This is a genomic window from Paenimyroides viscosum (assembly GCF_003858535.1).
GTDB lineage: Bacteria > Bacteroidota > Bacteroidia > Flavobacteriales > Flavobacteriaceae > Flavobacterium > Flavobacterium viscosum.
Genome location: NZ_RQTJ01000018.1, coordinates 1 through 24,367, shown reverse-complemented (window position 1 = coordinate 24,367; position 24,367 = coordinate 1). Strand labels below are relative to the sequence as shown.

The window sequence follows — 24,367 nt, the reverse complement described above, 5'->3', positions numbered from 1 at the left end:
TTCAAAGCTACACTCCGGGCTAACCGCTGCTATCCCTGCCGCAATTGTTTCTATGTAAACCATTCCAATGAACTGATTAGAATCATTTTAAATTACTTCAACTAAGATTATTACCATTATTTTAAAAAAAAAAGCCGTAAATTGTAGTTAATAATTAGTAATTGAAAAATTCAATTTGAATACTATGGCTTTTGATATTGAAATGATTAAAAAAGTGTACGAAACCATGCCTTCACGCGTTGACAAAGCACGTGAATTGGTTGGGCGTCCGTTAACACTTTCAGAAAAAATCTTATATGCACATTTATGGGAAGGAATGCCTTCTACTAAATTTACCCGTTCTAAAGATTATGTAGATTTTGCACCAGACCGTGTGGCTTGTCAAGACGCAACCGCACAAATGGCATTGTTGCAGTTCATGCACGCTGGTAAAGAAAGCGTAGCTGTACCAACCACCGTACATTGCGATCACTTGATTCTTGCAAAAGTAGGTGCCGAAAAAGATTTGGCAGTTGCAAATACACAATCTAAAGAAGTTTTCGATTTTCTTTCTTCCGTTTCTAACAAATACGGTATCGGATTTTGGAAACCAGGCTCGGGAATTATTCACCAAATTGTATTAGAAAACTATGCTTTCCCAGGCGGATTAATTATTGGTACCGATTCGCACACAGTAAACGCTGGTGGCTTGGGTATGTTGGCAATTGGTGTTGGTGGTGCCGATGCTGTTGATGTAATGTCAGGAATGTCTTGGGAATTAAAATTTCCAAAATTAATCGGAGTTAAATTAACAGGAAACTTAAACGGCTGGACTGCTCCAAAAGATGTTATCTTAAAAGTAGCTGATATCTTAACCGTAAAAGGTGGTACAGGCGCCATTGTCGAATATTTTGGCGAAGGTGCTAAATCTCTGTCGGCAACTGGTAAAGGAACCATTTGTAACATGGGAGCCGAAATTGGTGCAACAACATCAACTTTTGGTTACGATGATTCAATGCGTAGATATTTAGCTGCAACAGGTCGCCAAGATGTGGTTGATGCTGCTGATAAAATAGCTAATTATTTGACGGCAGATGCTGAAGTGTATGCAAATCCAGAGCAATATTTCGATGAATTAATCGAAATTAATTTAACCGAATTAGAACCACATATCAACGGACCATTCACTCCAGACAGAGGTACACCGGTTTCTAAAATGAAGGAAGAAGCTGCTAAAAACGATTGGCCAATTAAAGTAGAATGGGGATTGATCGGATCTTGTACCAACTCGTCTTACGAAGATATGTCAAGAGCGGTTTCTATCGTAAATCAAGCAGTTGAATTAGGGATCACACCTAAAGCTGAATTCGGTATCAACCCAGGATCAGAACAAATTCGTTACACCATTGAACGTGACGGAATTATTGCTGCTTTTGAGAAAATGGGAACTAAAGTATTTACCAACGCTTGTGGTCCTTGTATTGGTCAATGGGATCGTGAAGGTGCTGATAAGGGCGAGAAAAACACCATTGTTCATTCTTTTAACCGTAACTTCTCTAAACGCGCCGATGGAAATCCTAACACACATGCTTTTGTAACATCACCTGAAATGGTAGCTGCTTTGGCGATTTCTGGTCGATTGGATTTCAACCCAATTACTGATAAATTATTAAATGATAATGGCGAAGAAGTCATGTTCAAACCTCCGTTTGGAGACGAATTGCCAACGAAAGGTTTCGAAGTGGAAGATCCTGGATTTCAAGCTCCGGCTGCAAACGGATCAAGCGTTCAGGTAATTGTATCACCAGATTCTTCTCGTTTACAGTTGTTAGAACCTTTCCAACCTTGGGATGGTCAAAATATTACAGGTGCAAAATTGTTAATCAAAGCATTTGGTAAATGTACAACCGATCATATTTCTATGGCTGGACCATGGTTACGTTTCCGCGGACATTTAGATAATATTTCGAACAATATGCTTATTGGTGCCGAAAATGCTTTTAACAATAAAACAAACAGCGTTAAAAACCAATTAACAGGAACGTATGCTGAAGTGCCGGCTGTACAACGCGAATACAAAGCTGCAGGTATCCCATCTATTGTAGTTGGCGATCAAAATTACGGCGAAGGATCTTCGCGTGAGCACGCTGCAATGGAACCACGCCATTTAGGTGTTGTTGCGGTGCTTGTAAAATCGTTTGCACGTATTCACGAAACAAACCTTAAAAAACAAGGAATGTTAGGTTTAACGTTTGCCAACGAAGCTGACTACGATAAAATTCAAGAAGATGATACCATCAACTTTTTAGATTTAACTGAATTTGCTCCAGGAAAACAGTTAACATTAGAATTTGTTCATAAAGATGGATCTAAAGACATTATCATGGCAAACCACACCTATAATGATAGTCAGATAGAATGGTTTAAAGCAGGTTCTGCCTTAAACTTAATCGCTGCAGGAAAATAATTAGTTGGTAATTATAAGTTAAAAATCCGGTCCCATGATCGGATTTTTTTGTTTTGTATCTTTTAAAATTACGATATTTACCATAGAAAATTTTATATGACATTTTTACAAGGAATATTAGTCGTTATTGCAATCTCCATGCTTTGTTTTTTGGTGACCATCATTGTATTGTCTAACCGAAAAAAGTTTTTTCGTGTAATCACCTTAAACACTTTGGTTTTTGTGGGATATTGCTTTGTAGCTTATCATTATGAAGTTATTTTTAACAACGATATTTTTGGTAAAGGACGAATAATTTTTCTACTCACCTGCATTTTTCTGCATGCCGTTCTTTCCATGATTATTGTCATTAAAAGCGAACGAATTTATGTTCCTTTTTTAAATGAAGATATCGATAAAGATGGACCTAAACCAGAAGACCACGATGAGGAATAATTTCCATAATCTGTTTTTTCTATCTAAAACTCTTTGTTCAATACCTATTTTATAATTAAATTTAGCCTTCAAAAATAAAACTAAATGAATTTTCAAAATACAAGAGAATTTGCACAGTCATTAGATGCGCAAGATCAATTAAAAAAATATCAATCAGAATTTGAATTTCCTAAAGTAAACGGTAAAAAAACAATTTATTTTACAGGAAATTCTTTAGGATTAATGCCAAAACGCGCAAAAAAATATGTAGAAGATGTTATGAACGATTGGGCAAATATGGCAGTTGAAGGTCATTTTTATGCAGAAAAACCTTGGTGGGATTATCACGAGCGTTTTTCAAATCCTTTGTCAAAAATTGTTGGTGCAAAACCAAGCGAAGTTTCGGTAATGAATACGTTAACCGTTAATCTGCACATGATGATGGTTTCGTTTTACAACCCTACTTCTACCCGATTTAAAATTATCTGCGAAGAAAAAGCGTTTCCAAGCGATCAATATATGTTTCAAACACAGGTTAAATTTCATGGTTTAGATCCAAAAGATGTTATTGTTGAAGTTAAGCGCAGAGAAGGCGAACACAATTTACGCAATGAAGACATTATTGCTAAAATTAACCAAGTTGGCGATCAATTGGCGTTGGTTTTAATTGGTGGAATTAACTATTACACCGGTCAGGTTTTAGATATGGAAAATATCACAAAAGCCGGACATGTAGTTGGTGCAAAAGTTGGTTGGGATTTGGCGCATGCCGCAGGAAATATCGAACTAAAACTACATGATTGGCAAGTTGATTTTGCGTGTTGGTGTAGTTATAAATATATGAATGCCGGTCCGGGAAGTGTATCTGGTTATTTCGTTCATGAAAAGCATCATACCAATAAAAATTTAAATCGTTTTGGCGGATGGTACGGACACAATAAAGAACGTCGTTTTTTAATGGAACCAGAATATACACCAAATGAAGGTGCTTTAGGCTGGCAAAGTTCATGTACAGGTGTATTAGCAATGGCCCCGTATTTGGCATCGGTTGAAATGTTCGATGAAATTGGAATGGAAGCTTTAGTTGAAAAGCGAAATTTAATTACAGCATATTTAGAATTTATTGTTGAAGAAACTGCTAAAGAAACAAGAACTAATTTAGAAATTATTACGCCTAAAAATCAAGCAGAACGTGGATCGCAATTATCGGTTATTTTACACGGTGAAGGTAAAGAATTGTTTCACTATTTAATGAAGCAAGGCGTTGTTACAGATTGGCGCGAACCAGCGGTTATTCGTTTGGCTCCGGTACCATTATACACCACTTTTGAAGAAATGTACGATTTTGGTCAGATTTTAAAGACAGGTATCCAAACAACTTAAGATATTTAGCCGGCTTTACGCTGGCTTTTTTTATATTTGCATTTTAAAAACTAGTGGAATTTAGTATGTTATCAAAACAACAAAAAATAGAGAATTTCGATCCATCGCAACCAGGTTTGGCAGATGCCACCATTTATGGATTACCGTTTAACGCAGAAGAAAGTGAAATCATTATTTTACCTGCACCTTGGGAAGTTACTGTAAGCTACGGAAGTGGTGCCAGCGAAGGTCCGGAAGCTATTTTTGACGCCTCTTTTCAGGTAGATTTATTACACCAGGAATTTCCAGATTTATGGAAATTGGGAATTTACATGGACGAAGCGCCAGAACAATGGATCACTAACAGCGAAAAATATAAAAGTTTAGCGCAACCTGTTATTGAAGCGTTAGAAAACGGAGAGAATATTGAAACATTTCCTCAGCTTCAATCAGATTTAGATAAAATTAATAAAGCATCGGCACAATTCAATCAAGAAGTGAAAGAACGTGCGCTTTATTGGATGAATCAAGGCAAAAAAGTGATTTTATTAGGTGGAGATCATTCAACACCAATGGGATATTATGAAGCTTTGGCATCTAAAAACGATAATTTCGGAATTTTACATTTTGATGCACACATGGATTTGCGCGAAGCTTACGAAGGTTTTACCTATTCGCATGCATCCATCATGTACAATGCCATTAAATTACCACAAATCGAAAAAATTGTTCAGGTTGGTATACGCGATTTCAGTGAAGGCGAAGTAAATGTGATCAAAGCATCAAACAAAGTAAAAGTTTATACAGACACCGATTTAAAAGCGAACCAATTCAGTGGAAAAACGTGGAAAGATCAGTGCGATGAAATTCTAAATCAATTACCTGAAAATGTAGCTGTTAGTTTCGATATTGATGCATTGTATCGTTGGTATTGTCCAAACACGGGAACTCCCGTTCCAGGCGGATTATCATACGAACAAGCTACTTATTTATTGAGCAGATTGGCAGATTCTAACAAAAAAATTATCGGAATTGATTTGGTAGAAGTAGCTCCGGGATCTGATGATTGGGACGGAAATGTTGGTGCTCGCTTACTGTTCCATTTATGTGGTGTTTTCGCTAAAAATTCAGGCTTAAATGTGGGCGAGAAAATTGAGTTTTAATCAAACTAAACTAATTCCTTTTTATGGAAGACATTAATAAAGAAGTTCACGAAGCTTTTGAAGTTATTAAAAACGGCGGCATTATTCTGTATCCTACTGATACCGTTTGGGGAATAGGTTGTGATGCTACAAATGAGGAAGCCGTTAAAAAAATATATGATTTAAAAAAACGTGCCGAAAGTAAAAGCATGATTGTGTTAGTGAATAACGACCGCTTGCTTTACAATGTTTTTAAGAATATTCCGCCCGTTGCTTTTGATATTTTAGATTGCGCCGAAAAACCAACAACTTTGGTTTTAGACAATCCTACAAATGTGGCAAAAAACCTGATTGCCGAAGACAATTCATTGGGAATACGTATTGTAAACGTTCCTTTTGTGTATAAATTGGTAGAACGAATGAAACGTCCGTTGGTATCCACATCGGCAAACATCAGTGGCGAACCTACACCAATGCAGTTTTCTGAAATATCAAAAGAAATCATAAACGGCGTGGATTATGTTGTAAACATAGATCAAGCAAAAATCTGTAAAAAATCATCAACTGTAATTAAACTTACAAACGATGCACAAGTAAAAATTTTAAGAAAATAATGATTCAATCATCCAATTATAACGAAGCGCTACAAGATCCCATTTTCAAAATTATAACACAAGCTGCAAAAGAATTACAGGTTGAAGCTTACGTAATTGGCGGTTTTGTACGTGATTTTATTTTAGAACGAAACACTAAAAAAGATATTGATATTGTTGCAGTTGGCAGCGGTATTGATCTGGCGTTGAAGGTTTCTGAACTAATTCCGCACCACCCTAAAGTTCAGGTTTTTAAAAATTACGGCACTGCAATGCTGCGTTTTAACGATATTGATATTGAGTTTGTTGGTGCGCGAAAAGAATCGTATCGAAATGAAAGTAGAAATCCTTTGGTTGAAAACGGAACGTTGCAAGACGATCAAAACCGACGCGATTTTACCATTAACGCTATGGCTTTTTCGTTGAACAAAGAAAATTTTGGTGATCTGGTTGATCCTTTTAACGGAATGGCTGCTTTAACCGATAAAATCATTAAAACGCCTTTGGATCCTGATGTTACCTATTCTGACGATCCTTTGCGAATGATGCGCGCCATTCGTTTTGCAACTCAGTTGAATTTTATTATTGAAGAAAATTCGCTAAATGCCATTACAAAAAATGCCGATCGCATAAAAATTATTTCGGGCGAACGAATTGTAGAAGAACTTAATAAAATTTTATTGACAGAGAAACCATCTGTTGGCTTTTTGCTTTTATATAAAACCGGTCTGTTAGATTTAATTCTTCCTGAATTAACTGCGTTGAATAATGTAGAAGAAGTGGAAGGACATACACACAAAAACAATTTTTACCACACATTGGAAGTTGTTGATAATATTTGTGTGAATACCGATGATCTTTGGCTGCGTTGGTCTGCTTTATTACACGACATTGGCAAAGCACCTACAAAAAAATTCAACAAGAAAAACGGTTGGACATTTCACGGGCACGAGTTTTTAGGTAGTAAGATGGTAAAACGAATTTTTGAACGTTTACACATGCCATTAAACCAAAAAATGCGTTTTGTACAAAAAATGGTTGCCATGAGTTCGCGACCAATTGTTATTTCAGAAGATTTAGTAACCGATTCTGCTGTTAGAAGACTTGTTTTTGATGCCGGTGAAGATGTAGAAAATCTATTGACTTTGTGCGAAGCCGATATCACTACAAAAAATCAAAAGAAATTTAAAAAGTATCATAACAATTTTAAAATTGTACGTCAAAAAATTATCGAAGTAGAAGAACGCGATCATGTACGCAACTTTCAACCACCAATTACAGGCGAAGAAATTATGGAGATTTTTAATTTATCCCCTTCAAGAGAAATCGGACAAATTAAAGATGCCATTAAAGAAGCTATTTTAGAAGGCGATATTGCAAATGATTACACAGAAGCATATCAATTTATGTTAATAAAAGCCGAAAAATTAGGTTTAAAACCGGTAAATCCAAAATTATAATCATGGAAAACAAAACATTTATTCGTTGGGCAAAAATATCACTTATATTAATTTATTTAGTAATTATAGCTGGTGCTACTGTTAGAATGACCGGTTCTGGTATGGGTTGTCCCGATTGGCCTAGATGTTTTGGTTACTACATACCGCCTACCCAAGTTGAAGAATTGCTTTGGAAACCAAACCATGAATATAACAAAGGACAGGTTATCATTAAAAATAACTCGCTTTGGGTGGCAAACAACCGTTTTACAACAACAGATGTTTATAATCCATCGAACTGGGAACAATATACAAAACACGATTATGCCGAGTTTAATCCTTACCACACTTGGGTAGAATACATTAACCGTTTGTGCGGAGCTTTAGCAGGTTTGTCATGTTTAGTGTTGTTTGTTCTTTCGTTTAAATATTGGAAAATAAAAAAATCGGTGGTTTTATGGGCAGGAATCGTATTGTTTTTATTAGGATTTAATGCGTGGTTAGGTGCAACAGTTGTTTTTTCGGTTTTGAATCCAGCAAGAATTACCACACACATGATTGCAGCGTTATTAAATGTGGCGGCGTTAATTTATTTGATTCATTTAGCAAAGGAAAATAAAAAATATGTAGGTAAATACGATGCCGCATTTCATATTTTTACTTGGGTTGCCATGCTTTTATCTTTGATACAGATTGGATTAGGAACACAAGTTCGTCAGTTTATAGATGTTCAAACAAGAAGCGGAATTACCGATGTATCAGTTTGGTTGGCAAACCCCGATGTGAGTTTTTACATTCACAGAACCTTTTCTTTTGTGATATTTTTTGTAAATCTTTATCTATTTTTAAGAAATAAACGTCTTAACTTAGGAATTGCCAAAATGGATTGGATTATGCTTTTACTAATTTTAGAAATTATTACGGGCGTTTTAATGTATTACATACACTTTCCGTTTGGTACGCAGGCAGCACACTTGGTTTTAGCAGCGCTTATGTATGGTTTACAATTTGCTTTGATATTAGAAACAAGTAAGCGCAACTTAAAAAACAGTACAAGCTAATAATTAATAACAAACTAATTTTAGTTATGATAAAAACAATTCTTCTATTTATTACCATTTTATTTAGTGCAAAAGTTTTTTCTAACAATCCCCAATTAGGCAGTTGGTATATGTATTATGGAAACACAAAAGTAGAAAACACTAAATGGAATTTCAATTACGATATACAAAATAGAAATCATGCTTTTATTACCGATTTAAATCAAATGTTATTAAGAGGATCTGTTCAATATGTTTGGTTCGATAATTTAACTGTTGGATCTGGTTACGCTTTTGTACACACCGAACAATTTGAAAAACCAGATAATCCTTTTGCTGAAAACAGAATTTTTCAAGATGTACTTACCAATCAAAAAATCGCTAGTAACACATTAAAGCATAGATTTAGATTAGAACAGCGATTTATTGACAATCAAGATTTTAAATCAAGATTTCGTTATCAATTAGGATTAGATATTCCTTTATATCAAAATACAGAAAAAAACCAAAATTTATATGCTACGTTGTATAACGAAATTTTTATGAATGTTGATAAAACTTCTAGAAAAACAAACCCATTCGATAGGAACAGATTGTACTTTGGTGCAGGATTTAAGGTGAATACTAATTTAGCATTTCAGTTAGGATGGATGAATCAAATGCTTCAAAATAACTCATATCAGCAATTGATGTTTTCTTTACACCATAATTTAAAGATATAAACAAAAAACGCTTTCATTACGAAAGCGTTTTTGTTTTATTACTTAGTTTTTCTTTTATAACCGAGTAGATAATTGGGAGAACCGATATCAAAATAATCAGTAAAACTACTTTTGAAAAGTTGTCTTTTATTAATGGAATATTTCCTAAAAAGTATCCTGCCAAAGTAATTCCAAAAACCCATACAAAACCACCAATTACATTGTAGCTAAAAAAAGTTTTATAATCCATTCTTCCAATACCAGCTACAAACGGTGCTAACGTACGTACAATAGGCACAAAACGAGCAATTACAATTGTTTTAGTTCCGTACTTTTCATAAAACGTATGTGTTTTGTTAATATGATCTATTGTAACGGGTTGTTTACCAAATATTTTAAAGTTTATAATGCGCATACCAATATCTTTACCTATGGTATAGTTTAAAGCATCGCCTAAAACAGCTGCTATGAACATTAAAATCATTACTAACCATACGTTTAAACTTTCCGGAAATTGTGCAGCCAACATACCCGTTGCAAATAGTAACGAATCGCCAGGTAAAAAAGGCATTACTACCAAACCGGTTTCAACAAAAATAATTAAAAACAATATGGCATAAACCCAAACACCGTAATCTTGCAAAAAAACCTGTAAATATTGGTCTATGTGTAATATAAAATCTATTAATTCCATTCAAAAGTATTTTTTTCGTATCGTTTATCTACATAAAAAAAGGCTAACGCCTTAATTAAACTGTAGGTCCGTTCCACTCGTTCATTCCGCCAACCAAGTTATACGTATTTTCAAACCCTAATTGGTTCATTAATAAACACGTTTGACCGCTACGGTTTCCAGAACGACAATAAACATAATAATTTTTAGATTTATCTAAATTTTCTAACGCAGTTAAAAAATCTTGTCCTTGATAAAAATCATGATGAACCGCGTTTGGAATTGCACCTTCGCTTACTTCATCTTCTGTGCGAACATCTAATAAAACGGCGTTTTCATCGTTTTTAAAATTACTCCACCATTGGTCTTGTTGTAAATCCATTTTTAAGAATTTTAATTTTCTTCAAATATAATTAAATCCTTTTAAAATAAAGAAAACATCTTAATTTAGTGGTTTTAAAACTTCAAATAAATATTCTTCAATGAAACTTTTAAACAGTTAAACGTAGAAAATTTAGCAAGCGGTACGTATATGCTGCATATACAAACAAACGCGGGTTTAGCGGTTAAAAAGTTAGTTAAAAAATAAAAAATAATTTGCCAGTTCTTGCCTTACAGAAAGCTGTCACATCGAGCGGAGTCGAGATGTCAAGATAAACTTAAGTCTCAAAAAACAAAAGCAACTAAAATTTATTGGTTGCTTTTGTTGTTAAATTATTTTTTATATTTACATAATAACTGATTAAAAACATAATAAATTATGAAAAAAAACATACTTTTAATAACAACTTGTTTAATTACGCATTTGGCTACCGCCCAAGTATTATTAAGCGAAGATTTTAACAGTTACCCGGCAGGACACTTAAATACCGATTATACAGGTACCGCAGCCGGGCAAGGTGGTTGGGTTACAGAAAGGCATGGCAGTGTAACCGCCATGGTTACCCCCGAAACAGGCAAAGGAAATGTTGTTAGTATTACAACAAGTAACAATTTAAATGAGGGAATTACGATTCAACAAAACATGGGTGTTATTAATGCATTGTGGAATAACCGTACCACTGGTAATAATGTTTTAAAATACGAATACGAGGTATATGGAATAGGTTGGTTTAATACTGTGAGTGGCATTAGTTACACTACTACTAGTAATGGTGCAATTATAGATATGCGTCTATATTCATCAGGTAATTCTTACATAGAAACTTTACAATTGGGCGCAATCGGGGGTAGCTATAAAAGATTAAAAAATTACACATCAACTACTTTTCCGCATAATCTTTGGTTAAAGGTAGAATTGTATGTTGACTATGATAGTAATAAGTTTTATACATACTTACCAACTTTAAATCTATTTAGTGCAGGTATTAAGTCGTCATCTATAGCTGATCCTCATCAAATATATCTATTTACAAACGCCTTAAAACCAGGTACAGTTGTTAAATACGATAACATTAAACTTACGGCATTACCAAGTGTACCAACGTATATTTTAAGTGCTAACGAAATAGTGTCGGCTAAATTTAATATGTACCCAAACCCTGCAACAAATGTGGTGAACATAACCAACAGTGAAAATATGTTGGTAGAGCAGGTTACTATTTACGATAGTATAGGCAAGCAGCTAAACACGCAAAGTTTTAATAACCAAACCGAAATACAATTAAACGTAGAAAATTTAGCAAGCGGTACGTATATGCTGCATATACAAACAAACGCCGGGTTAGCCGTGAAAAAGCTGGTTAAGAAATAAAACATAATTTGTCAGTTATAGCCTTACAAAAAGCTGTCACATCGAGCATTTGAAATTAAGAGGAGAAGCGGAAGCTTCGGGTATTTTCGAGATGTCATGATAAACTAAAGTCGAAAAACAAAAAGCAACCAAATTTTATTGTTGCTTTTTTAATTAAAAAGAATATTACCTTTAAAATAAAGAAAACATCTTAATTTAGTGGTTTTAAAAATAGAAAAATCATGTCCTCTCATCATATTGTACGCGACGATCAAGAACCTGCATTAATCATAGCCAATGGCGAAGCTTGTTCTATGGAATTACTCAACCAATTGTTGGAATGGAATCCGTTAGTTATTGTGTTAGATAGTGCCATTACACGCGTTTTGGAATTAGGAATTAAAGTTGATGTTTTAATTGGGGATTTTGACCGAGATTTTGATTACGAATATTACAAAAATTTGCAGTATCCCATTGAAATTGTAAAGTTAGCCGAGCAGGATTCATATGATATTGACAAGGCGATTAACTATTTGATTGACCGAAAAATACCTGCGGCAAATATTGTTTGGGCAACCGGCAGAAGAATGGATCATACGTTTACAAACATCACCAATCTTATTAAATATCAAGGAGTTATAAAATTAGTGATGATTGACGATTATTCTAAAATTTTTCCTTTGCAGAAGAATTTCGTAAAATGGTATCCAAAAGAAACTATTTTATCGTTGATTCCTGTTGGAACTGTTGATGGAATTTCGACAAAAAACTTGAAATACGAACTTGAAAATGATTCTTTAATATTAGGATTTAAACCCGGGAGCAGCAATGAGGTTTCAACTGATGGTTTGGTTGAAATTAGCTACAAAAACGGACATTTAATTTTGATGGAATGTAATGATTAAACCATAAAATCGGCAATTACTAAAGCAGCCATAGCTTCTACAATGGGTACGGCACGCGGAAGAACACAAGCATCGTGTCTACCTTTTCCTTTAATAACTTCCAATGTTCCTTTAGTAGTTAACATTTCTTGCGGTTGTAGTAAAGTAGCAACAGGTTTAAAAGCGACATCGAAATAAATATCCATTCCGTTGCTTATTCCCCCTTGAATACCGCCTGAAAAATTCGTTTTGGTTGATCCGTCTTCATTAAAATAATCATTGTGTTGGGATCCAAACATTTTTGTTCCTTCAAAACCACTTCCAAAACTAAAACCTTTACAAGCGTTGATAGACAACATTGCCTTTGCCAGATTCGCTTCCAATCGATCGAAAACAGGTTCGCCCAAACCAATCGGAACATTTTTAATAACACAAGTTATAATGCCACCAACGGTATCGCCTTTTTTCTTAGTTTCTAAAATAAGTTGTTCCATTTGTTGCGCAATTTCAACATCGGGACATCGAACATCATTGGTTTCTGTTAATAATAAATTAAGTTCGGTGTATTTTTTATTTAAAGAAATAGATCCTACAGAAGAAACATACGCTGAAATTTCAATAGGTTTAATAATTTGCTTTGCAATGGCTCCGCCTATAACTCGGGCTGCGGTTTCTCTGGCAGAACTTCTTCCTCCTCCTCTGTAATCGCGATGTTTGTACTTTTGCTGATAGACAAAATCTGCATGACTTGGGCGATAAGCATCTTTTAACAAATCATAATCAGCTGATTTAGAATTATTGTTGATTATTTGGAAAGCAATAGGAGTTCCCAAGGTCTTTTCTTCAAAAATACCTGACAAAAAAACAACTTCATCGGCTTCTTTTCTTTGAGTTACCAATTTTGATTGTCCGGGTTTTCTTCGATCTAATTCCAACTGAACAGCATTTAAATCTAATACAATATTCGACGGGCATCCATCAATTATTCCACCAATTGCCACTCCGTGTGATTCGCCAAATGTTGTTAGTTTAAATTTGTTACCAAATGTATTGCCTGCCATTTTATTTGTTGAGAAATTAAAATCTTAATAACAAAGATACGATCTTAGATAGATATTACATTTAGTAGGTGTATAATTTTTAATGGATTATTAAACCTTTATCGTTTTTATAATTCTATGCTTACAGCATTTTACATTTAAATGAGTTAAAATTACTTAATTGTTAAAAATAATGTATTGCCACAAGAGTAAAAACAAAGGTTTGTAAATTCTTTATTTAAGATTCCTTTTATTTTAGAAACGTTTGGTATATTCATAATTGCCATTGTATTTAGTTCTAAATCATACAGCTTTTTATTTATGAAATGAACTAACTCTACTTTATCAAAACTAACAACGTATTTAAAATTTTTGTTTAGAATATGAATGTTTTCAGAAGTTAAAACGTTATATTCTTGTTTATATATGGTGGTATTTTCATTGTTACGAGTAATATTAATTAAATAGCCATCTTCTTCTTTAGACCAAAGATTTATTTCATAAGAAATTAGTGGGAAATTTAATTTAATACTAAAAATACAATCGGTAATATCTTTGACGTCTTTTTCGATTTTTACATCTAACCCATGTTCCGTTTCATTGATAAAAAATCTGCCTTCTACATTTTTTGGAGAAAAATTTTTTATCAGCTTATGGTTTATTTTCAAAATTGATGTTAAGCTACTTTCCATATTTATGTACGTTTGTAATGTTTTTATAAATTCAAACTTACATAAAATCCTTTTTTTACTAAATACCCCATTTGGGTGATTTTTTTACTCACAACTTTTGAAAGAAAATTATAACATAAATAAGGCTAATTAATTGTAAATAAAAAAATCTTCATTGTTTGTTATAATTTAAACTACAATATTTTCAATAACGATTTTTTAAATCATTTTAATTGAACAGCAACTAAATAAAAATGCCCTATGAAACGGGCATTTTTACATAAGTATATTAACTGAGGTTTCGTGTAATTCATTAAAAGCTATTAGGATAATTTGTTTACAAATTTATTAGCTGCATTTTATTGACATATTTAAAGGTTTAGCTTACTAAGTTTTAAATTACATCTCTTCTATCAACTTTTTTAAAGCATCATGTTCGTCTTGTGGCAAGTATGGTGTCAACTTTTTAAAATGATCTTTAAACTCTTTCCTTTCACATAAACGAACAATGGCATCGCGTCCAAATTTTTGAAAACGACTGTTATGATGCACCAAAGCATTTACCAAATGCGGTAACGTATTACTGTCGTACTTATTTAAATACCACATTGCATTTATGGCATTTGTACGAATGTTGCTGTTGTATTTGTTGTAGGCAAAATTTTCAAGTTCTGAATACCAATGTGTTTTTTTATCGTTTTTATAATTTTCTGTTGCTAAGGCAAACATCAACCAAGTAATACGTAAATTATAATCGTTAAAGCCTTTCCAAGCAGCTGTTTTATCTAATAAAGCTGCTCTACCCGATACATCTTGCAACCATAAATTTTTTAAGACAATTTCGCGGGTAATATATGAATTATCGTTTAAGAACTTTTTGTAATCTTCCATAAACTCCGCTGGAATTTCACTAACAACCTGAGCCAAAGCTTGGCGTACCTTTAAATTGTTCGATTGTACAACGGTTTGATAAAATTCTTTTGCATCTTCATAAGGAACTTTATGCAATTGAAAAACAATTTCGCGTTTTGCATCTGTAGAAGTGTTTGAATCTTTCAATAATTTTAGTAATTGATCTTTTTTAACTTCAAAACCTTTTTCCTGTAATGACAATACTTCAAAATACGATTTTACCAATGGTGTATTTTCAATTAAAAACAACGCATCTTTGGTATTGAACGACTTGTTTTCTAACCAATTTTTCTTATAATTATCAATATTAAAATTAGGAACAACAGCAGTAATTTCGTTTAAAAATTCTTGTGTAGAAGCATTTTTAAAAGCATATTTATTCAGATAATTTTTTACAACGGTATTAAAATTAGCTTCGCCAATCTGGCTTGATAAATAAAACAACATCCAAGCACCTTTTTGATAATAGGTTGCAGTTGTAGCTTTTTCACTGTAAACCGCCGTGTTTTTATTTTCTTTAGCATCTTTGGTAATCAATTCTGCCATTTCGTATAATTTCCAATAAAAATCATCAACACCATAAACTTCTCGTTCTGCCAGCAAAGCATAATAGGTTGCAAAACCTTCTTGCAGCCAATGATCTTTACCTGTTTTTGCCGTAACAAGATTTCCAAACCACTGATGCGCCATTTCGTGTGCATTCACGTTTACGTAATCGCGATCGTTCACACCAATATTATCAACCACATAATCACTGTTAAAAATGGTCGAAGTTGTATTTTCCATACCACCGTACATAAAATCTTCTACCGGAATGTTTCGATAGATTTGCCACGGATACGAAAAACCGGTTTGCGTTTCAAGAAAATCGAACATTTTCTTTGTATGCTGATAGGTTGTCGTGTATTTTGAAGCATCAACCGGACGAATATAATTTTCGATAGTTATGCCTGATGCAGATTTTTCGGTCTTTTTATCGAATTTACCAATTGCCAACATCACTAAATAAGAGCTCATTGGCTTGGTCATTTTATAACTCCAAGTAGTTTGCTTGCCATTAACGGTTTTTCCGTCTAAAGTTCCGTTACTAATTACATCATAACCAGATTCAAAAGAAATCTTTGTATTAAAAATTACTTTTTCATTGTAATCGTCAAAACTTGGCAACCAATGGCTTGTATATTTTCCCTGACCTTGCGTCCAAATCTGTAAATCGGTTCCAGATCCCACATAATAAAGTGCTTGTTTAGGGTTGGTTTTATAACTAATTGTAATTGTGTTTTCACCTTCTTTAAAACCTTGTGTTAATGAAATCTGCTTTTTATCGTAATGATATTTAGGTGTTTGTCCGTTTAGCTTCATCCCTTGAATCATCATATTTTTAGCATCGATTTTAATAGAATCGGTTGCTTCGTTCACGGTAAACTGATAGGTAACATCGCCAATTACCATGTGTTCGGCAATATCAAATTTTATAGAAGCGTTGGCGGTAGTAAAGTCGACTTTAGGTTTTGTTTGCGACCAAATATTTAACGATATAAGTAAACTTATTGCAAGTATTGTTTGTTTCATGAACAGAAATTTTGTTGAAAGGTATTAGAATTTCATAAAAGTACGAAATTAAAAACGTAATTTTGCTTAAAATTTTGATATGAATTTTACCGAATTTGCACTAAATAATAATGTTGCCGAAGCCATTAAAGATCTAGGTTACACCACCGCTACACCAATTCAGGAAAAAGCAATTCCGTCTTTAATCGAAGGGAAAGATTTGGTGGGTTGTGCGCAAACAGGAACAGGAAAAACGGCTGCATTTGCCATTCCTATTATAAATCATATCCACAGAATTGTAGGCGCTGGCAAAAAACGCAAGCAGATTAGAACTATTATCCTTTCGCCTACCCGTGAATTAGCTATACAAATTGCCGAACATTTTGAAGCTTTAAGCAAATACACACAGATTAGAACGTATGTTGTTTATGGCGGTGTAAATATGGAGCCACAAATTAAAGCCCTTAAATACGGTATTGATGTTTTGGTTGCTACACCAGGCAGGTTTTTAGATTTATACAAACAAAACTACATTAAAACCGATGCTTTACACCAATTAGTGATCGATGAAGCCGATTTAATGCTGGATATGGGTTTTATTAATGATGTTCGAAAAATTATAAAACTGACCCCGCCAAACAGACAAACGTTAATGTTTTCTGCTACCATGCCAATGGGTGTTCGTGAATTGGCTGACGAATTTTTAAGTAATGCCGTGTATGTTTCGGTTGATCCCGATTCTAGTACCGGTGCAAATATTACGCAGAAAACGTATTTGGTAGAAAAAGAAGATAAAAAGAAACTTTTAAAACATGTTCTTGAAACACAGAATTTAAAAAATGTATTGCTTTTTACAAGAACCAAACACGGAGCCGATAATGTAGTTGAATATTTACAAAAAGAAGGTTATAAAGCCGATGCTATTCACGGAGATAAATCGCAAGCGGCACGATTTCAGATTTTAGACGATTTCAAAAATAAAAAAATTGATATTTTAGTTGCTACAGATGTGGCTTCACGCGGAATTGACATTCAGCAACTGCCTTTTGTGATTAACTTTGATATTCCGAATATTCCCGAAATTTATATTCACAGAATTGGTAGAACAGGTCGTGCCGGCGAAGAAGGTTTGGCACTTTCTTTTGTTGGTAGAGATGAAAAAAACTATTGGCGCGATATTGAAAAACTAATTCGTTTGCAGGTTAAAGTTGTAAAAGACAATCCTTTCCCGTGGCGCGAACCAAACCCAAATGCTAAAAAAGATTTACGAAATAAAAATAAATCAGCAGCAACAGGTAATTCAAATAAAAAAAAATCGACACAAAATTCGGCATCACGAAAGTCCGATGCTTCTAAAAAAAATAAAAAGAGATGGTATTAAACCATCTCTTTCGCTATACATCTGTTTCTCTTCTACTTTTAAACTCATCGGTGTAAGGTACAAAAACCTCAGGAAAATCAACTCCAATTTTCTTATACAACCAACCACCTGCAACACGCGTTACACGATAGTAAAGAATTTGTTTCAGTCGGTTTTCATATTCCGGTATTACCGTTTTAACAACCGTACTTTCGTGCAAATCTATTTCATAAATTGTTTTCATAACTAATTTTATCACATTGTAACCAAAGATAAAAATATTAGGAATATCTTTACAAAAAATATTAAATTTATGGAAAATAACAGTGTGCCTATTTATGATTTTGTTTTGCAGTTTAAAGAAAACTATACAACAGATGTAATTGAAGACGATGTAATTAGTTTTTATAATGATGCATTTGTACTGTTACAGCATTTTTATAATTTAAAGAATTTTGATACTGAAACTGAATCTTTTTATGCTGAATTTATCAACCATATCATTAAAAACGAAGCACTTTTAAAAGGATATTCAAATTTTGATTTTGGTTCGATTAAAACATTAAATACTCTACAAAATAGTACTGATTTTAAATCACTTGCACCAATATATACACCTTATAGTTTTTTTGAAACAGAAGAAGCTATTGAGCAAATTTTGGAAGAATTAAAAGTTGTAAAAGAATTCAAAAAAGAGCTGAAAGAAGAAATTGGTTATTTGTTAGAGGAGTACCAGTTTCATATAGATCATTTAAAAGAAAACATACAGTATAATTTTTATACATACGAAGAACTTGAGGGTATTGAAAATTCTGATTTAGATGAAAAAGCGGATGAATTAAAAACCGAAAAGCTGAAGTTTATTCAAAAATGCAATGATAAGTTAGCAAAGAAGTAATGCAATGAAAAAATACAGAAATATATTAGCAACTATTGCTGGGTTTATTATAGGATCATTAGTAAACATGATTCTTGTTGCCGTAAGTGGTAAAATAATTCCGTTACCAGCTGGTTTAAATAATAAAACTGCCGAAGGTTTAGCTGCAGGTATGCATTTAATGGAACCCAAACATTTTGTATTTCCTTTTCTGGCTCATGCTTTAGGAACGTTGGTTGGAGCATTTATTGCTACAAAACTATCAAATCCAAAATCTATTATCGAACCAATGGTAATCGGTGTTTTGTTTTTAGCAGGTGGTATTTCAATGGTTTTTATGGTACCCAACGCCCCCATGTGGTTTAACAGTATTGATTTAATTTTGGCTTATATTCCAATGGCTTATTTAGGATATGTTTTGGGAAGAAAATAAAAAAAGCAACTCAATTGAGTTGCTTTTTTGCTATTTAACAGGAATATTCTTTAGAATTTCTAAAACAAATTTCCAATATTTTTGAACTGATGAAATAGACACACGTTCTTCTGGTGAATGTGCACCGCGAATTGTTGGTCCAAAAGAAATCATTTCCATATCAGGGTAATTAGTTCCTAAAATACCGCACTCTAATCCGGCATGGCAAGCAACTACATTTGCTTTTTGTCCGTTTTGTTTTTCGTACAATTCATCTAAAACTTTTAAGATTGATGAATTTGGATTTGGTGTCCAACCTGGATAAGATCCAGAAAAATCAACTTCGCACCCCATTAATTCAAATGCAGAACGTAAACTGTTCGCTAAATCGAACTTTGATGTTTCAACCGAAGATCTTGTTAAACATTGTACCTGCAATTTACCATTACCAACCGTTACTTTTGCAATATTGTTAGATGTTTCAACCAAATCATCGAAATCAGCACTCATTCTGTAAACTCCGTTATGAGCCGTGTACAACGCACGAACCAAGTAATATTGCGCCATTGCTGGCATTACTTTTTCAGGTAATGTTTCCTGCTTTTCAAAAATGATTTCTAAATTAGGTTCTGTAGTTGCAAATTCTGCTTTAATATCGTTTACAACCGGTAACATATCAAACACAAAAGATTCATCGTACATTTTTGCAATGATCACGTTTGCAACACTTTCGCGCGGAATTGCGTTACGTAAACTTCCACCGTTAATGGTAGAAATCTGTAATCCAAAATTATCGAAACCATTAAAAAGCAAACGGTTCATAATTTTATTTGCGTTACCCAAACCTTTGTGAATATCCATACCAGAATGTCCGCCTTTTAAACCTTTAACGGTTATTTTGTAAGCGACAGATCCGTCGGGTGTATCCTCGTCATCATACTCTGCGCGTGCAGTAACATCTACTCCACCGGCACAACCGATATCAATTTCATCGTCTTCTTCTGTATCTAAATTTAATAATATATCGCCCGTTAACAATCCGCCTTTTAAGCCCATCGCACCTGTCATTCCGGTTTCTTCATCAATAGTAAACAAAGCTTCAATTGCCGGATGTTCTATTTCTTTTGATGCTAAAACCGCCATAATGGTTGCTACGCCAATACCGTTATCGGCACCCAAGGTAGTTCCTTTTGCGCGAACCCAGTCTTCATCGATATACATATCAATTCCTTGTGTATCAAAATCGAAAACGGTGTCGTTGTTCTTTTGGTGAACCATATCTAAATGCGACTGTAAAACAATTGTTTTACGATTCTCCATACCAGAAGTTGCCGGTTTTTTTACAATTACGTTACCTACTTCGTCTACAATGGTTTCCAATCCTAAATTTTCACCGAATTGTTTCATGAAAGTAATTACACGTTCTTCTTTTTTTGACGGACGCGGAACTGCGTTTAAATCTGCAAAATGATTCCACAACGGCAGTGGTTCTAAATTGCGAATATCTTGACTCATATTTTTAAATTTTACCCAAAGTTACTTATTATTCCATAAAAAAGCCACTTTAAACATGGTTTAAAATGGCTTCATACAAAATAAAAACAATAACTATTTTTTAAAATTATGCAACAATATACTTATCGAATAATTTTTGTGCTTTTTTCTTTGTGACTTCCTTTTTATACTTTTTTTCAGAATTAATATAAAATATAGGAGCGCTTTTACACATTCCCTGACATTTCATTTTTTCTAAAGAAACATTTTTGTTTAAACCTGTATCATTAAGTAATTCTTTTAAGCAAGATTTAGCTTCCTCATTGTATCTGCAACATTTTTTTCCGTCACAAAAATAAATTACTTCATTAAAAGATTTACATTTACTCATTATCCTTATCTTTAACGAGTACAAATATAAATAATTATTTTTATTTATTCTAAATAAAACATATAAATGAAAAGAAAATATTATTTTTTTATTACATTATTTCTTTTGTTAGTTCTTAGTTACTTGGTTAGTCCAAAATTTCCGTTATTTATAACCCGACATTATAATCAAAAAATATACAGTGGCTTAGATAGTATCTTGTATTTACTTACCAACGCGTTTCCGTTTTCTATAGGTGATATTGTGTACGCACTTATTGTTTGTTATGTAGTGTATAAAAGTTTTGTTTTACTTAAAAAGAAAATGTTGAAAGAAGTAACACTTTTTATTATCGGTTTTTTAGTGCTGTTTTTTAGTTTTTTTCAGTTTTTTTGGGGATTGAATAATTACAAATTATCAGTTGCTCATCAATTAGAATTAGGAAAAGGTTATAGTAAAACGGAATTAGATTCTATCACAAATCAATTAATAAATGTTGTAAACAGTCAGCATTTATTAGTAACTAATGATGCTTTACAAAAAGTTGATTTTGAAAAAAATCTTGAATTATTTAACAACATTGCGCAATTAAACTATAAAAATTTACCTGATCATTTAAAGGGAATTCTTACTGATAATAAAATTAACAAAGTAAAGCCATCGTTTTATTCTTATATGCAATCGTACACCGGATTTAGTGGGTACTTTAATCCGTTAACGCACGAGAATCAGGTAAATATTGAAATACCAACCATTGGAATGCCTGTTACGGTGGCTCATGAAATGGCACATCAACTTGGTATTGCAAGTGAAGCCGAAGCTAATTTTTTTGGATATATAACGACCGTACAAAGTAGCGATGAAAAATTTAAATACGCCGCCAATTTGTATGCTTTAAAGTATTGTTTAAAAGAATATAGAAGAGAAAACGAAGAAACTTATCAGTTACTTTATAACCAATTAAACAGCGGTGTTCAACAAAATATATTAGACAGTGAACTGTTTTGGCAAAGTAAAAGAAATGTTTCTTCGTATTTATTTAAAAATCTTTATGGTGGCTTTTTAAAAATTAATAATCAAAAAGATGGCATTAGATCCTATAATAAATTTGTTGATTTATTGATTAATTACAACAAAAAATATCGTGAAATTTAATTATCCTGTGGTTTTGATGTCTCTGTTTTTACGGTACGGACGAATGATTACGCGCGACTCACGATCAAAAACAAAATAATTATAAACCCAGCTCCAGAAAACCAAAGTTTTATTTTTAAAGCCAATTAACGAAAATAAGTGCACAAACATCCAAACAAACCAAGCAAAAACACCATTAAAATGCAGTTTAGGTAGATCTACCACCGCTTTGTTTCTACCAATAGTTGCCATAGAACCTTTATCATTATAAATAAATTTCTTTAATGATTGTTTCTTTTCTAAACGTTCTAAATTTTCGGCTAATAAATTTCCCTGTTGAATGGCAGGTTGTGCCATCATTGGATGTCCGTATTGAAATTTATCGCCATACATTGCGGCAACATCGCCCAATGCAAAAACATCGGTAAAACCTTCAACCTGATTAAATTCGTTTACACGGATACGTGATGCGCGATCTAAGGCTTGCGGCATTCCTTCAATCGGAGCACCTTTTACACCTGCCGACCAAATTACTGCATGTGTATCAAAAGACAAACCATCTTTAGTTTCAATACGTTTGCCATCATAATTAGTTACAATGGTTTTTAAATGAATTTTTACACCTAAGTCTTTCAAAAACTTTTCTGCCGCTTTGGATGATTTTTTAGACATGGCATCTAAAATTTTTTCACCACCTTGAATCAGATTAATTTCCATCATAGAAATATCCAAATCGGGATAATCTTTAGGAAAAACTGCCTTTTTCATTTCGGCTAAAGCCCCGGCTAACTCTACACCTGTTGGTCCTGCACCTACAATAACGAAATTCATCAACGCTTTACGCTCATTCATATCATTGGTTTGTAAAGCCAATTCAAAATTTTCTAATAAAAGCGTTCTGATATTTAAAGCTTCGGGTATGGTTTTCATTACCATACTGTTTTTTTCAATTTCTTTATTGCCGAAATAATTATTGGTAGAACCTGTTGCAATTACCAGATAATCGTAATATATTGTACCAATATCGGTAATAACTTTTTTATTTTCTGTATCGATTTGTTCAACCAAAGTCATTCTAAAAAAAGCTTCTTTATGCTCTTTAATAATTTTACGCATTGGGTACGCAATAGAACCTGATTCTAAACCGCCGGTTGCAACCTGATACATTAGGGGTTGAAAATTATGATAGTTATGCTTATCAAGTAAAACAACTTGAAATTCTTTATTTTTTAATTTTTGTGCTACTGCAACACCTGCAAATCCGCCACCTATGATAACTACTCTAGGATTACTAGAGTCTGGAATATTCATCATATCTCTAATTATTTAGTATAACACAAAATTACGAAGTTAATAGTAATTATAGTACTATTAATTTTGTTTTTAGATTAGTTGTATAAAAATTATAAAATATATTCTTATTTTGCAATAAATTATCAATAAATGTTTAGTTTAAATTTTTTAAAACATAATAAAAATCATAAAAACAAAGTTACAGCAAGATCTCGTGAAGAATTACTATCAACTTTAAAAAAAACAACATTAAAAAGTTTAAAATGTATAGTAATAGTTAATTGTTTTGTTTTGTTCTGTTATTTTATGTAGTAGCTAGTTTATTGGTCGACGAAGAAAATGTGGTAGAAGAAGAACAAAATTTCCTCAAATCGCTTATTGATTTATTAAATATTATACTTTTTAGTTTACCTATAGTATTTACTGGGGTGTGTATTTGGATTACACAATCTATTAAAAAAGATGACTCGGTGATAAATCTTATGAAGAACATTTCATACGCTAGGATGTGTTTAAAAATCTTTGCGTTCAGCAAACTGATAATTTTTTTATTTGTTTTATATTCTGCTGTTTACGAAACTATTATAGAAGCCACCAATCTCACTAGCATTAAAACCACCTTTTATTATACGGTATTGATTATTTGCTGTACGTTTATTTCAATTGTTGGCATAACGTTTATGTGGATCGTTTATAAATTGCTTTACGAACGTAGTTTAAAACAGTTAACTAAAAACTATCATACAGTAAAAGAATTACTATAAAAGTATATTAGCCCCCTATAAAGCTGGAGTGAAATTAAGAAATTAATTATATAACTTTGGTTT

24 protein-coding genes are annotated in these 24,367 nt (G+C 33.0%); 15 read left to right on the top strand and 9 right to left on the bottom strand.

Annotated elements, in window-relative coordinates; translation table 11 throughout:
• Positions 1-184 precede the first annotated feature (184 nt).
• The 8 genes from EG242_RS09345 to EG242_RS09310 all read left to right on the top strand — a co-directional run bounded on the left by EG242_RS09345 (position 185) and on the right by EG242_RS09310 (position 9,158).
• A complete protein-coding gene (locus EG242_RS09345) occupies positions 185-2,446 on the top strand; it encodes an aconitate hydratase (RefSeq protein ID WP_124899630.1) in 2,262 nt (753 codons plus the stop codon).
• 96 nt (positions 2,447-2,542) lie between these two features.
• Positions 2,543-2,881 carry a hypothetical protein gene (locus EG242_RS09340; RefSeq protein ID WP_124899629.1) on the top strand — a complete coding sequence of 113 codons (339 nt, stop codon included), beginning with the start codon at positions 2,543-2,545 and terminating at the stop codon, positions 2,879-2,881.
• A gap of 84 nt (positions 2,882-2,965) precedes the next feature.
• Positions 2,966-4,243: a kynureninase gene (kynU, locus tag EG242_RS09335; RefSeq protein WP_124899628.1), complete on the top strand. Its 1,278-nt coding sequence runs from the start codon at positions 2,966-2,968 to the stop codon at positions 4,241-4,243.
• A gap of 65 nt (positions 4,244-4,308) precedes the next feature.
• Positions 4,309-5,385 (top strand): agmatinase family protein, encoded by a 1,077-nt coding sequence (locus tag EG242_RS09330; RefSeq protein ID WP_124899627.1) that lies wholly within the window; start codon positions 4,309-4,311, stop codon positions 5,383-5,385.
• Positions 5,386-5,408: 23 nt separating this feature from the next.
• The gene (locus tag EG242_RS09325; protein WP_124899626.1) at positions 5,409-5,978 is read left to right on the top strand and encodes an L-threonylcarbamoyladenylate synthase; all 570 of its coding nucleotides are present in this window, start codon (positions 5,409-5,411) and stop codon (positions 5,976-5,978) included.
• Positions 5,978-7,417, top strand: coding sequence for a CCA tRNA nucleotidyltransferase (locus tag EG242_RS09320; RefSeq protein ID WP_124899625.1), 1,440 nt, complete (start codon positions 5,978-5,980; stop codon positions 7,415-7,417). Before EG242_RS09325 ends, EG242_RS09320 begins: the two co-directional genes overlap by 1 nt.
• Before the next feature lie 2 nt (positions 7,418-7,419).
• On the top strand, positions 7,420-8,457 hold the full coding sequence (locus tag EG242_RS09315) for a COX15/CtaA family protein (protein WP_124899624.1): 1,038 nt from the start codon (positions 7,420-7,422) through the stop codon (positions 8,455-8,457).
• Positions 8,458-8,483: 26 nt separating this feature from the next.
• Entirely contained in the window at positions 8,484-9,158 is a 675-nt protein-coding gene (locus EG242_RS09310) for a DUF2490 domain-containing protein (RefSeq protein ID WP_124899623.1), read from the top strand.
• 16 nt (positions 9,159-9,174) lie between these two features.
• On the opposite strand, the gene EG242_RS09305 is transcribed toward EG242_RS09310, so the two are convergent.
• Both EG242_RS09305 and EG242_RS09300 read right to left on the bottom strand, forming a co-directional pair.
• On the bottom strand, positions 9,175-9,831 hold the full coding sequence (locus tag EG242_RS09305) for a DedA family protein (RefSeq protein ID WP_124899622.1): 657 nt from the start codon (positions 9,829-9,831) through the stop codon (positions 9,175-9,177).
• Between the two features lie 55 nt (positions 9,832-9,886).
• Entirely contained in the window at positions 9,887-10,192 is a 306-nt protein-coding gene (locus tag EG242_RS09300; RefSeq protein WP_124899621.1) for a rhodanese-like domain-containing protein, read from the bottom strand.
• A 90-nt stretch (positions 10,193-10,282) separates the two neighbouring features.
• Here EG242_RS09300 and EG242_RS15240 point away from each other — a divergent pair, with 90 nt between their 5' ends.
• The 3 genes from EG242_RS15240 (at position 10,283) to EG242_RS09285 (ending at position 12,447) form a co-directional block, all read left to right on the top strand.
• The gene (locus tag EG242_RS15240) at positions 10,283-10,399 is read left to right on the top strand and encodes a T9SS type A sorting domain-containing protein (RefSeq protein WP_124899661.1); all 117 of its coding nucleotides are present in this window, start codon (positions 10,283-10,285) and stop codon (positions 10,397-10,399) included.
• Positions 10,400-10,570: 171 nt separating this feature from the next.
• Positions 10,571-11,563 carry a T9SS type A sorting domain-containing protein gene (locus EG242_RS09290; protein WP_124899620.1) on the top strand — a complete coding sequence of 331 codons (993 nt, stop codon included), beginning with the start codon at positions 10,571-10,573 and terminating at the stop codon, positions 11,561-11,563.
• A 221-nt stretch (positions 11,564-11,784) separates the two neighbouring features.
• Positions 11,785-12,447: a thiamine diphosphokinase gene (locus EG242_RS09285; protein WP_124899619.1), complete on the top strand. Its 663-nt coding sequence runs from the start codon at positions 11,785-11,787 to the stop codon at positions 12,445-12,447.
• Here EG242_RS09285 and aroC read toward each other — a convergent pair.
• From aroC to EG242_RS09270, 3 genes are all read right to left on the bottom strand, one after another.
• Positions 12,444-13,487: a chorismate synthase gene (gene aroC / locus EG242_RS09280; RefSeq protein WP_124899618.1), complete on the bottom strand. Its 1,044-nt coding sequence runs from the start codon at positions 13,485-13,487 to the stop codon at positions 12,444-12,446. The two genes, EG242_RS09285 and aroC, sit on opposite strands and share 4 nt — an antisense overlap.
• A 152-nt stretch (positions 13,488-13,639) precedes the next feature.
• Positions 13,640-14,158 carry a hypothetical protein gene (locus EG242_RS09275; RefSeq protein WP_124899617.1) on the bottom strand — a complete coding sequence of 173 codons (519 nt, stop codon included), beginning with the start codon at positions 14,156-14,158 and terminating at the stop codon, positions 13,640-13,642.
• Between the two features lie 378 nt (positions 14,159-14,536).
• On the bottom strand, positions 14,537-16,621 hold the full coding sequence (locus tag EG242_RS09270) for a M1 family metallopeptidase (RefSeq protein ID WP_124899616.1): 2,085 nt from the start codon (positions 16,619-16,621) through the stop codon (positions 14,537-14,539).
• A gap of 79 nt (positions 16,622-16,700) precedes the next feature.
• On the opposite strand from EG242_RS09270, the gene EG242_RS09265 reads away from it, so the two are divergent.
• Positions 16,701-17,981 carry a DEAD/DEAH box helicase gene (locus EG242_RS09265; RefSeq protein ID WP_124899615.1) on the top strand — a complete coding sequence of 427 codons (1,281 nt, stop codon included), beginning with the start codon at positions 16,701-16,703 and terminating at the stop codon, positions 17,979-17,981.
• 13 nt (positions 17,982-17,994) lie between these two features.
• Here EG242_RS09265 and EG242_RS09260 read toward each other — a convergent pair whose 3' ends face one another.
• Entirely contained in the window at positions 17,995-18,204 is a 210-nt protein-coding gene (locus tag EG242_RS09260) for a hypothetical protein (RefSeq protein WP_124899614.1), read from the bottom strand.
• Positions 18,205-18,273: 69 nt separating this feature from the next.
• Between EG242_RS09260 and EG242_RS09255 the strand changes: the two genes are divergently transcribed.
• Positions 18,274-18,858, top strand: coding sequence for a hypothetical protein (locus tag EG242_RS09255; RefSeq protein WP_124899613.1), 585 nt, complete (start codon positions 18,274-18,276; stop codon positions 18,856-18,858).
• Positions 18,859-18,862: 4 nt separating this feature from the next.
• Positions 18,863-19,270, top strand: a complete 408-nt coding sequence (locus EG242_RS09250) for a hypothetical protein (RefSeq protein ID WP_124899612.1) — start codon at positions 18,863-18,865, stop codon at positions 19,268-19,270.
• 30 nt (positions 19,271-19,300) lie between these two features.
• Here EG242_RS09250 and EG242_RS09245 read toward each other — a convergent pair whose 3' ends face one another.
• Both EG242_RS09245 and EG242_RS09240 read right to left on the bottom strand, forming a co-directional pair.
• Complete coding sequence (locus EG242_RS09245) at positions 19,301-20,764, bottom strand: aminoacyl-histidine dipeptidase (protein WP_124899611.1); 1,464 nt, start codon at positions 20,762-20,764, stop codon at positions 19,301-19,303.
• Between the two features lie 106 nt (positions 20,765-20,870).
• A complete protein-coding gene (locus tag EG242_RS09240; RefSeq protein ID WP_124899610.1) occupies positions 20,871-21,134 on the bottom strand; it encodes a (2Fe-2S) ferredoxin domain-containing protein in 264 nt (87 codons plus the stop codon).
• 66 nt (positions 21,135-21,200) lie between these two features.
• Between EG242_RS09240 and EG242_RS09235 the strand changes: the two genes are divergently transcribed.
• Entirely contained in the window at positions 21,201-22,268 is a 1,068-nt protein-coding gene (locus tag EG242_RS09235) for a DUF3810 domain-containing protein (RefSeq protein WP_124899609.1), read from the top strand.
• Here EG242_RS09235 and EG242_RS09230 read toward each other — a convergent pair whose 3' ends face one another.
• Positions 22,269-23,561 (bottom strand): NAD(P)/FAD-dependent oxidoreductase, encoded by a 1,293-nt coding sequence (locus tag EG242_RS09230; protein ID WP_162497625.1) that lies wholly within the window; start codon positions 23,559-23,561, stop codon positions 22,269-22,271.
• Positions 23,562-24,367: the final 806 nt, after the last annotated feature.

What these genes read in the sequence shown, in the direction of transcription:
- EG242_RS09270 (WP_124899616.1), bottom strand. Translation starts at nt 16,621, where the DNA reads ATGAAACAAACAATACTTGCAATAAGTTTACTTATATCGTTAAATATT.
- EG242_RS09310 (WP_124899623.1), top strand. Translation starts at nt 8,484, where the DNA reads ATGATAAAAACAATTCTTCTATTTATTACCATTTTATTTAGTGCAAAA.
- EG242_RS09315 (WP_124899624.1), top strand. Translation starts at nt 7,420, where the DNA reads ATGGAAAACAAAACATTTATTCGTTGGGCAAAAATATCACTTATATTA.
- EG242_RS09340 (WP_124899629.1), top strand. Translation starts at nt 2,543, where the DNA reads ATGACATTTTTACAAGGAATATTAGTCGTTATTGCAATCTCCATGCTT.
- EG242_RS09330 (WP_124899627.1), top strand. Translation starts at nt 4,309, where the DNA reads ATGTTATCAAAACAACAAAAAATAGAGAATTTCGATCCATCGCAACCA.
- kynU (WP_124899628.1), top strand. Translation starts at nt 2,966, where the DNA reads ATGAATTTTCAAAATACAAGAGAATTTGCACAGTCATTAGATGCGCAA.
- EG242_RS09320 (WP_124899625.1), top strand. Translation starts at nt 5,978, where the DNA reads ATGATTCAATCATCCAATTATAACGAAGCGCTACAAGATCCCATTTTC.
- EG242_RS09250 (WP_124899612.1), top strand. Translation starts at nt 18,863, where the DNA reads ATGAAAAAATACAGAAATATATTAGCAACTATTGCTGGGTTTATTATA.
- EG242_RS09240 (WP_124899610.1), bottom strand. Translation starts at nt 21,134, where the DNA reads ATGAGTAAATGTAAATCTTTTAATGAAGTAATTTATTTTTGTGACGGA.
- EG242_RS09260 (WP_124899614.1), bottom strand. Translation starts at nt 18,204, where the DNA reads ATGAAAACAATTTATGAAATAGATTTGCACGAAAGTACGGTTGTTAAA.
- aroC (WP_124899618.1), bottom strand. Translation starts at nt 13,487, where the DNA reads ATGGCAGGCAATACATTTGGTAACAAATTTAAACTAACAACATTTGGC.
- EG242_RS09325 (WP_124899626.1), top strand. Translation starts at nt 5,409, where the DNA reads ATGGAAGACATTAATAAAGAAGTTCACGAAGCTTTTGAAGTTATTAAA.
- EG242_RS09230 (WP_162497625.1), bottom strand. Translation starts at nt 23,561, where the DNA reads ATGATGAATATTCCAGACTCTAGTAATCCTAGAGTAGTTATCATAGGT.
- EG242_RS09275 (WP_124899617.1), bottom strand. Translation starts at nt 14,158, where the DNA reads ATGGAAAGTAGCTTAACATCAATTTTGAAAATAAACCATAAGCTGATA.
- EG242_RS09255 (WP_124899613.1), top strand. Translation starts at nt 18,274, where the DNA reads ATGGAAAATAACAGTGTGCCTATTTATGATTTTGTTTTGCAGTTTAAA.
- EG242_RS09235 (WP_124899609.1), top strand. Translation starts at nt 21,201, where the DNA reads ATGAAAAGAAAATATTATTTTTTTATTACATTATTTCTTTTGTTAGTT.
- EG242_RS09285 (WP_124899619.1), top strand. Translation starts at nt 11,785, where the DNA reads ATGTCCTCTCATCATATTGTACGCGACGATCAAGAACCTGCATTAATC.
- EG242_RS09245 (WP_124899611.1), bottom strand. Translation starts at nt 20,764, where the DNA reads ATGAGTCAAGATATTCGCAATTTAGAACCACTGCCGTTGTGGAATCAT.
- EG242_RS09305 (WP_124899622.1), bottom strand. Translation starts at nt 9,831, where the DNA reads ATGGAATTAATAGATTTTATATTACACATAGACCAATATTTACAGGTT.
- EG242_RS09300 (WP_124899621.1), bottom strand. Translation starts at nt 10,192, where the DNA reads ATGGATTTACAACAAGACCAATGGTGGAGTAATTTTAAAAACGATGAA.
- EG242_RS09290 (WP_124899620.1), top strand. Translation starts at nt 10,571, where the DNA reads ATGAAAAAAAACATACTTTTAATAACAACTTGTTTAATTACGCATTTG.
- EG242_RS09265 (WP_124899615.1), top strand. Translation starts at nt 16,701, where the DNA reads ATGAATTTTACCGAATTTGCACTAAATAATAATGTTGCCGAAGCCATT.
- EG242_RS09345 (WP_124899630.1), top strand. Translation starts at nt 185, where the DNA reads ATGGCTTTTGATATTGAAATGATTAAAAAAGTGTACGAAACCATGCCT.